Below are 6,431 nucleotides of genomic sequence, written 5' to 3' on the forward strand. Positions count from 1 at the left end.
TTCGCGTCTTTGTTTACGCAAGGCATGGTGACGCACCAAACCTATCAGGATGCCAATGGAACATGGCTGAGCCCTGATCAGGTGCGTCGTGAAGGCGATATATGGACCATCATCGACAGCGGTGCCCCTGCGGTCGCAGGTCGCATCGAAAAAATGTCCAAATCTAAAAAGAATGTCGTCGATCCCGATGACATTGTGGACCAATATGGCGCCGATGCCGTGCGCTGGTTCATGCTGTCCGACAGCCCGCCCGAACGCGATCTGGAATGGTCCGAAGCGGGGATTGAGGGTTGCTGGCGCTTTGTGCAGCGCCTGTGGCGTCTGACAAGTCAGGTCAGTGGCGCCGAAGGTGTCGACAAGGCACTGGACCGCAAAACGCACCAGATCATTGCCGGCGTCGGCACAGACATCGAAGCACTCGCGTTCAACAAGGCGGTGGCAAAAATCTATGACCTTGCCAATGCCATTGAAAAGGCTGCGCCTTCGGCAAGCCGCGATACCGCGATCCGTACGATCGTCACATTGTCCGCGCCGATGGTTCCGCATTTGGCCGAAGAAGCATGGACCCAGCTTGGCGCAGCATCAGGCGGTGGCCTTATCGCCGATGCACCTTGGCCGCAGGTCAACCCTGACCTGCTGGTCGAAGACGAAGTGACCATCGCCATTCAGGTGAAGGGCAAGCTGCGCGACACGCTGACCGTTGCCAAGGGACTGCCCCAGACCGAAGTGGAGGCGCTTGCGCTTGCCAGCCAAAAGGTTCAGCATGCGATTGACGGTGCCGATATCCGGAAAATCATCGTCGTGCCTGATAGGTTGGTCAACATCGTCCTATGAACCGTTTCTTCGCCCCCATCTTGCTTGCTTTGATGTTGTCCGCTTGCGGATTGCAGCCCTTGTACAGCGGTGGATCAAAGGGCGCGGTGGCAACGACGTTGGGTTCCGTATCGGTCGCTACAATCGAAGGCAAAAGCGGTTGGTTGATGCGCAATGCGTTAACGGACCGACTGGGCGCTCAAGACAGCAACGCCGCCCAATTCCGCTTGGTCGTCACACTTGATGACCGGATTGAAGGCTTTGGCGTGCGTGCCGACGATACGGTCACGCGTGAACGACGCACATTGCGCGCACGCTATCAACTGATCTCCGTCGCTACCGGTGAAACGGTGCTTGATGCAACTGCCGGGTCCGACGCAGGCATCGATGTTGCCGGTTCGGAATATGCCACCATCGCTGGCGAAAACAGCGCGCTGGAAAATCTGACGCAGAAGGTTGCGGACCAGATTGTCACCCGACTTTCGATCTACGCCCGCGGCGAATGAGCAACGCAAAAGAACGCAGCTTTATAAGTGCCATCGGCACACGTCCGGAGATCCGGCTGTTTTTCATTTTCGGGCAGGATGAATCGGCGGCCGCCGACATCGCATCGCAAATGTCCGCCGCGCTGACGGGTTCGGAGCGGATCGATATCGACAGCGATCGTATTCGCAATGATCCCGCGCTTCTCGCGGACGAGGCGTCGGCGCTGTCACTATTTGGTGATAAGCGGCACATCCGGCTGAACTTCCGCCGGGAAGAAGGTGTTGCTGCCGTCGAAAACCTGCTCGCCCTTGAAGGCGACGCCAATCCGGTCATCGCGACCGCAGGCAATCTGACCAAGGCCAGCAAGTTGCGCAAGCTTGTCGAGGCACATCCCCGCGCGATGGTGCATATTTGTTACATGCCAGAGGAAGGCGATGCCGCAGCCGCTGTGATGGCATACGCAGCCACGATGGGGCTGAAGATTGACCGGCCGCTGGCCGCACGGATTGCGCGCTACACGGGACAGGACCGGAAACTGGCGCAGGCGGAAATCGAAAAGCTGTCCTTATATTATGATTCGTCGCCGCAACGTCCCGCGACCGTCGAAGTCCCCATATTCGAAGCCTTGTCCGCGGAAACGGGCGAGGAAAATATCAATGGCCTCATCCATCAAGTTATGGGCGGCGATTTGCGCGGGACGGGGCGCGAACTTGTCGCCGCGCGCGACATGGGGGTGGATGCCATCCGCATCATCCGCGCGATGCAGCGGCGGGTGACGTTGCTCGCGGCTATGCGCGCAAAGGTCGACAATGGTTCGAACCCCGGCGCCGTTGTAAAAGCGACCCGTTCGATATTCTGGAAAGACGCAGACAGCTACGCCCAACAACTTGCGCGCTGGCCATCGGTGCGGCTTGCCGGGTTAAACAGCCATCTGCTTGAGGTGGAATCCAAGCTTATGCATGTCCGCGATGGACTGGCTGGCACGATATTGGAAGAAGAGCTGGTCCGCATTGCGCGTGCAGCATCGCGCCGCGGCTGATTACTGATATTGCGCGGTAATGGGTGGGAAAATATCTGTTAAGCTGGGCTCTTGAACCCGATGGCAAACAGACCCACATCTGCATCAACGAAAGGCCGTTTCATGGAAAAAATTATCAAGTCCGACGCCGAGTGGCGCGCAGAATTGGACCCGGTTCAATATCATGTCCTGCGCGAGGCGGGAACCGAGCGGGCCTTTGCGGGCAAATTGACCGACGAAAAGCGCGAAGGTGAATTCCGCTGCGCCGGATGCGGCACGACGTTGTTTGCATCTGACACCAAATTTGACAGCGGTTCGGGTTGGCCAAGCTTTACCGCGCCCGCAGACGGTGAGGCCATTGATGAGCACACCGATGTTTCGCACGGCATGGTCCGCACCGAGGTGCGTTGTGCGGCGTGCGAAGGGCATTTGGGGCATGTGTTCCCCGATGGCCCGGGGCCAACAGGACTGCGCTACTGCATCAACAGCGCTGCGCTGACATTCGACCCCGAATAAGAACGCGCTTGTCGGCGAGTCCGCGACCGATTAACATCCTGCGCAATGGCACGCGCGCGCAAAATTTCGAAAGAACGTCGCCCAATGGGACCGTGGATTTTACGTATCATCAAAGCCGGCGTTATCGCGGCGCTGCTTGGCGTCATGGTGCTGGGCATTTTTGTCGCCATCGCCCGCGGCGAAATCGACAGCTTTGAAGATTTAAAGGCATCGCCCAACGGCCAGATGATCCGCGTCCGTGCCGCCGATGGCACCGTTATCCAATCACTTGGCCCAAGTTTCGGCCGATGGTTGAGCATTGACCAGCTGCCGTCTGAAATGAAGGGCGCGATGGTCGCAGTGGAAGACCGGCGCTATTATATGCATCCGGGTGTCGACCCTATCGGGATCACGCGGTCATTTTACGCACGTGCAATTGAGGGGCGCTGGACTCAGGGTGGTTCAACGATCACGCAGCAGCTGGCCCGCAACATTTACCTGAACAGCAACAAGGAATTCGGGCGCAAAATCCGCGAGGTCATCCTTGCGCTGGCGATGGAAACGAAATTCTCGAAGGACCAGATACTCGAATTATATCTGAACAAGGTCTATTTCGGCGGCGGTGCTTATGGCGTTGATGCGGCCAGCCGGAAATTCTTCGACCATGGCGCGGAAGATCTGAGCCTCGCCGAAGCCGCAATCATTGCCGGCCTTGTAAAGGCGCCATCGCATTATTCACCAACAGCAGATGCACAGGCTGCGATTGACCGCGCCACGGTGGTGGTCGGAGTGATGCAGGATGCCGGGATGATTTCCGCTGCCGAGGCCGCTCAGGTGAAGCCGGCGGACGTGAAAATGGCGAAGCAGCAACCCCAGGACAGCGTCCGCTATTTCACCGATTGGGTTTTGCCACAACTGGATGGCCTGATCGACGAGACCGAAAAACCCATTGATGTGTGGACCACGCTTGACCTGAAAATGCAGCGCGCGGCAACGGCGGCGATAGCGGCCAACGCACCGCGCGGCGCGCAAGGTGCGCTGGTGTCGATTGACCGCGATGGCGCAGTGAAGGCGATGGTCGGCGGCACCGATTATGTCACCAGCAATTATAACCGTGCGGTCACGGCGGTCCGGCAACCCGGATCGGCTTGGAAATTGTTCGTCTACTTGGCCGCGTTGGAAGCCGGGCTCCGTCCCGAAGACATGGTGGAAGATAAGCCCGTTGAAATAGAAGGCTGGCAACCCAAAAACAGCAACGGCCAGTACGCCGGCGAAATTTCACTGCGGACGGCATTTGCTTATTCGAAAAACACCGTCGCAGCGCAGCTGGGGCAAGAGGTTGGCACCAGCAGCATTGCCAACATGGCACGCCGTTTTGGCATAACGACACCCATCAACACGCAGCCGTCGATGGTGCTTGGGACATCGGAAACCCGCGTTATCGACATGACGCAGGCATTTGCATCCGTGGGTTCCAATGGCCGCAGCATTACCCCTTATGGCATCTCCAAAGTCACCACCATTGATGGCGAGATTTTATACACGGCAAAGCCCGCCAGATCCGTGCAATTGGTCGAAGACTGGGTCGCAGCCGCCATGACGGACCTCATGCAGACCGCGGTTGCAACGGGCACGGGCCGCGCCGCCAATATCGGCCGTCCTGTCGCAGGAAAGACAGGTACCACGAGCAGCAACAAGGACGGCTGGTTCCTTGGCTTTTCGAGTGGTTTGACAACAGGTGTCTGGATGGGCCGCGATGATGCGCGTTCGATCGGCGGATTAGAAGGCGGCCGTGCGCCAGCACAAGCGTGGGCAGCCTATATGCGGGTTGCAGTATCGGGCCGACCCGTTGAAAATTTTGCGACCGAAGTAACCTTCCCCGAACAATTAGAAGGCGAAGATTTTCTGCTTGGCGAAGGGGAAGAGGGGTTGCTGCTCGATGAAAACGGTATGCCGATTGAGGGCGACCCTGCTTTTGGCGATCCCGGTGCAATGCCAAGCACTGACCCAGAACCGTTGGATGACGCATTTATCGAGCGCGCTATCGGGCGCCGAGAACCCAGATCGTCACGCGACGAAGGGGGCCTTCGCGAACCGCAATAAGGTTCGGTCCTCGAGCGTCCGGGCATCGGAAACTGCCTGCAATTTGCGGCGCTTCGCTAAAGCGCGTGACCCGTGCGGCTCTTTTTCGTTTCGAGATAATGCGCATTATGCGGGTTCGCCGCGATTTTTAGCGGCAGTCGTTCTTCGACAGATATGCCAGCGGACTTAAGGCCTTCAACCTTTTCCGGATTGTTCGTGAGCAACCGGACGTTGGATATACCGAGCAGTTCAAGCATGCGGGCCGCGACCGAAAAATCGCGTGCATCAATGGCAAAGCCCAATCGGGTATTTGCATCGACGGTGTCAAATCCCTGATCCTGAAGCGCATAGGCACGCAATTTGTTGATCAGGCCAATGCCCCGGCCTTCCTGACGCAAATATAAAAGTATGCCCCAATTGGCGTCGGAGATTTGTTGTAACGCTTCGTGCAATTGCGGGCCGCAATCGCACTTCAGGCTGCCCAAGACATCACCCGTCAGGCACTCGCTGTGCAACCGGACAACGGGCGGCGTGCCATCGCGTTTGCCGATCAACAGCGCGACATGGTCTGACGCGTCCACGTCCGTTCGAAATGCGACTATTTCAGCGTCAACATTTGCAGCAACCGGCAACCGCGCGCGCGCCGCAATGTGCAACGCCCCGCTATCGTCAAACGCAGCGACATCCTGCGGGGATACGGTCGCGGACGCACTTCCCGAATCCGGCAGCACCAAAAATGCGGGAAGCAACCCGGCAAGCCGGGCAAGCTCAATGGCCGCAGCCGCAGAAGGTCCATCGGCAAGAGCCAATGCTTCAAACGGGCCCTTCATCGGGTAACGCAAATCGAGCGTTGGATCCGCCACGGCCAGTGCAAGGTTGATATCAAGGTCAGCTGGCGCCTTTATCATAACCGGCAATGCGGTATCGGCGGCGGCGCGTTGGTTCATGAGTTTCAATGTCGCCGCGCGGCTCGCAGAAAGCAGGATGGCCCGCGCACCCGCAACGTCGCGCGCGGTTTCTATCGGCAAAAGGCAAAGCTGTTGGCCGAGATGTTCGACATTGATCGCCCAGCCACGACGCAGCGCGTCAATGGCCAGCGCCGCACGGCGGGCATCGCCCTCAATTGCGGGCGCACCGTTCAAAAGGCAAATTCCGTGACGATGGGCGCATGGTCAGATGGCTTGCCCCATCCGCGCACATGCTTGTGCACCACATGCGACTTAGCCTTCTCTTTCAAGTCAGGGGTCACCCACATATGGTCCAGCCGGCGGCCACGATCGGATGTTTCCCAATCCTGCGCGCGGTAGCTCCACCATGTGTACAGCTTTTTCGACGGTTCGACAAAATGCCGCGCGAGATCAACCCAGTCCGCGGCTTCCTTAATCGCGGCAAGATGTTCGCATTCAATCTTTGTGTGGCTGACGACATTGACGAGCTGCTTATGGCTCCAAACATCATGCTCAAGCGGCGCGACGTTGAAATCACCCGTCAATATGGTCGGGCTGGTGACCGCACGCGACCACTCGGTCATGCGCGA

Annotated in this window: 7 protein-coding genes; 5 read left to right on the plus strand and 2 right to left on the minus strand. The window is 58.3% G+C overall.

The genetic code is table 11. From position 1 onward, the window contains the following. From ACIQ0G_RS09445 to ACIQ0G_RS09465, 5 genes are all read left to right on the plus strand, one after another. A partial coding sequence (locus ACIQ0G_RS09445) for a class I tRNA ligase family protein (RefSeq protein WP_397577690.1) occupies positions 1-834 on the plus strand: 834 nt, incomplete at its 5' end. Then, positions 831-1,319, plus strand: a complete 489-nt coding sequence (lptE, locus tag ACIQ0G_RS09450; protein WP_397577691.1) for an LPS assembly lipoprotein LptE — start codon at positions 831-833, stop codon at positions 1,317-1,319. The genes ACIQ0G_RS09445 and lptE, both read left to right, overlap by 4 nt. Continuing rightward, positions 1,316-2,338: a DNA polymerase III subunit delta gene (gene holA / locus ACIQ0G_RS09455; protein WP_397577692.1), complete on the plus strand. Its 1,023-nt coding sequence runs from the start codon at positions 1,316-1,318 to the stop codon at positions 2,336-2,338. The genes lptE and holA overlap by 4 nt, the downstream gene beginning before the upstream one ends. A gap of 102 nt (positions 2,339-2,440) precedes the next feature. Then, entirely contained in the window at positions 2,441-2,833 is a 393-nt protein-coding gene (gene msrB, locus ACIQ0G_RS09460; RefSeq protein ID WP_333569867.1) for a peptide-methionine (R)-S-oxide reductase MsrB, read from the plus strand. A 45-nt stretch (positions 2,834-2,878) separates the two neighbouring features. Next, positions 2,879-4,915 (plus strand): transglycosylase domain-containing protein, encoded by a 2,037-nt coding sequence (locus tag ACIQ0G_RS09465; protein WP_397577693.1) that lies wholly within the window; start codon positions 2,879-2,881, stop codon positions 4,913-4,915. 56 nt (positions 4,916-4,971) lie between these two features. On the opposite strand, the gene ribA is transcribed toward ACIQ0G_RS09465, so the two are convergent. Next, complete coding sequence (gene ribA / locus ACIQ0G_RS09470) at positions 4,972-6,036, minus strand: GTP cyclohydrolase II (RefSeq protein ID WP_397577694.1); 1,065 nt, start codon at positions 6,034-6,036, stop codon at positions 4,972-4,974. Next, on the minus strand, positions 6,033-6,431 hold a 399-nt coding region (locus ACIQ0G_RS09475; protein WP_397577695.1), incomplete at its 5' end, for an endonuclease/exonuclease/phosphatase family protein. The genes ACIQ0G_RS09475 and ribA, both read right to left, overlap by 4 nt.

The organism is Sphingorhabdus sp. (assembly GCF_044354325.1).
Classification (GTDB): Bacteria; Pseudomonadota; Alphaproteobacteria; order Sphingomonadales; family Sphingomonadaceae; genus Sphingorhabdus_B.

Excerpts from the sequence above, each read along its gene's own strand:
- lptE (WP_397577691.1), top strand. The coding sequence starts at position 831 with ATGAACCGTTTCTTCGCCCCCATCTTGCTTGCTTTGATGTTGTCCGCT.
- holA (WP_397577692.1), top strand. The coding sequence starts at position 1,316 with ATGAGCAACGCAAAAGAACGCAGCTTTATAAGTGCCATCGGCACACGT.
- ACIQ0G_RS09465 (WP_397577693.1), top strand. The coding sequence starts at position 2,879 with ATGGCACGCGCGCGCAAAATTTCGAAAGAACGTCGCCCAATGGGACCG.
- msrB (WP_333569867.1), top strand. The coding sequence starts at position 2,441 with ATGGAAAAAATTATCAAGTCCGACGCCGAGTGGCGCGCAGAATTGGAC.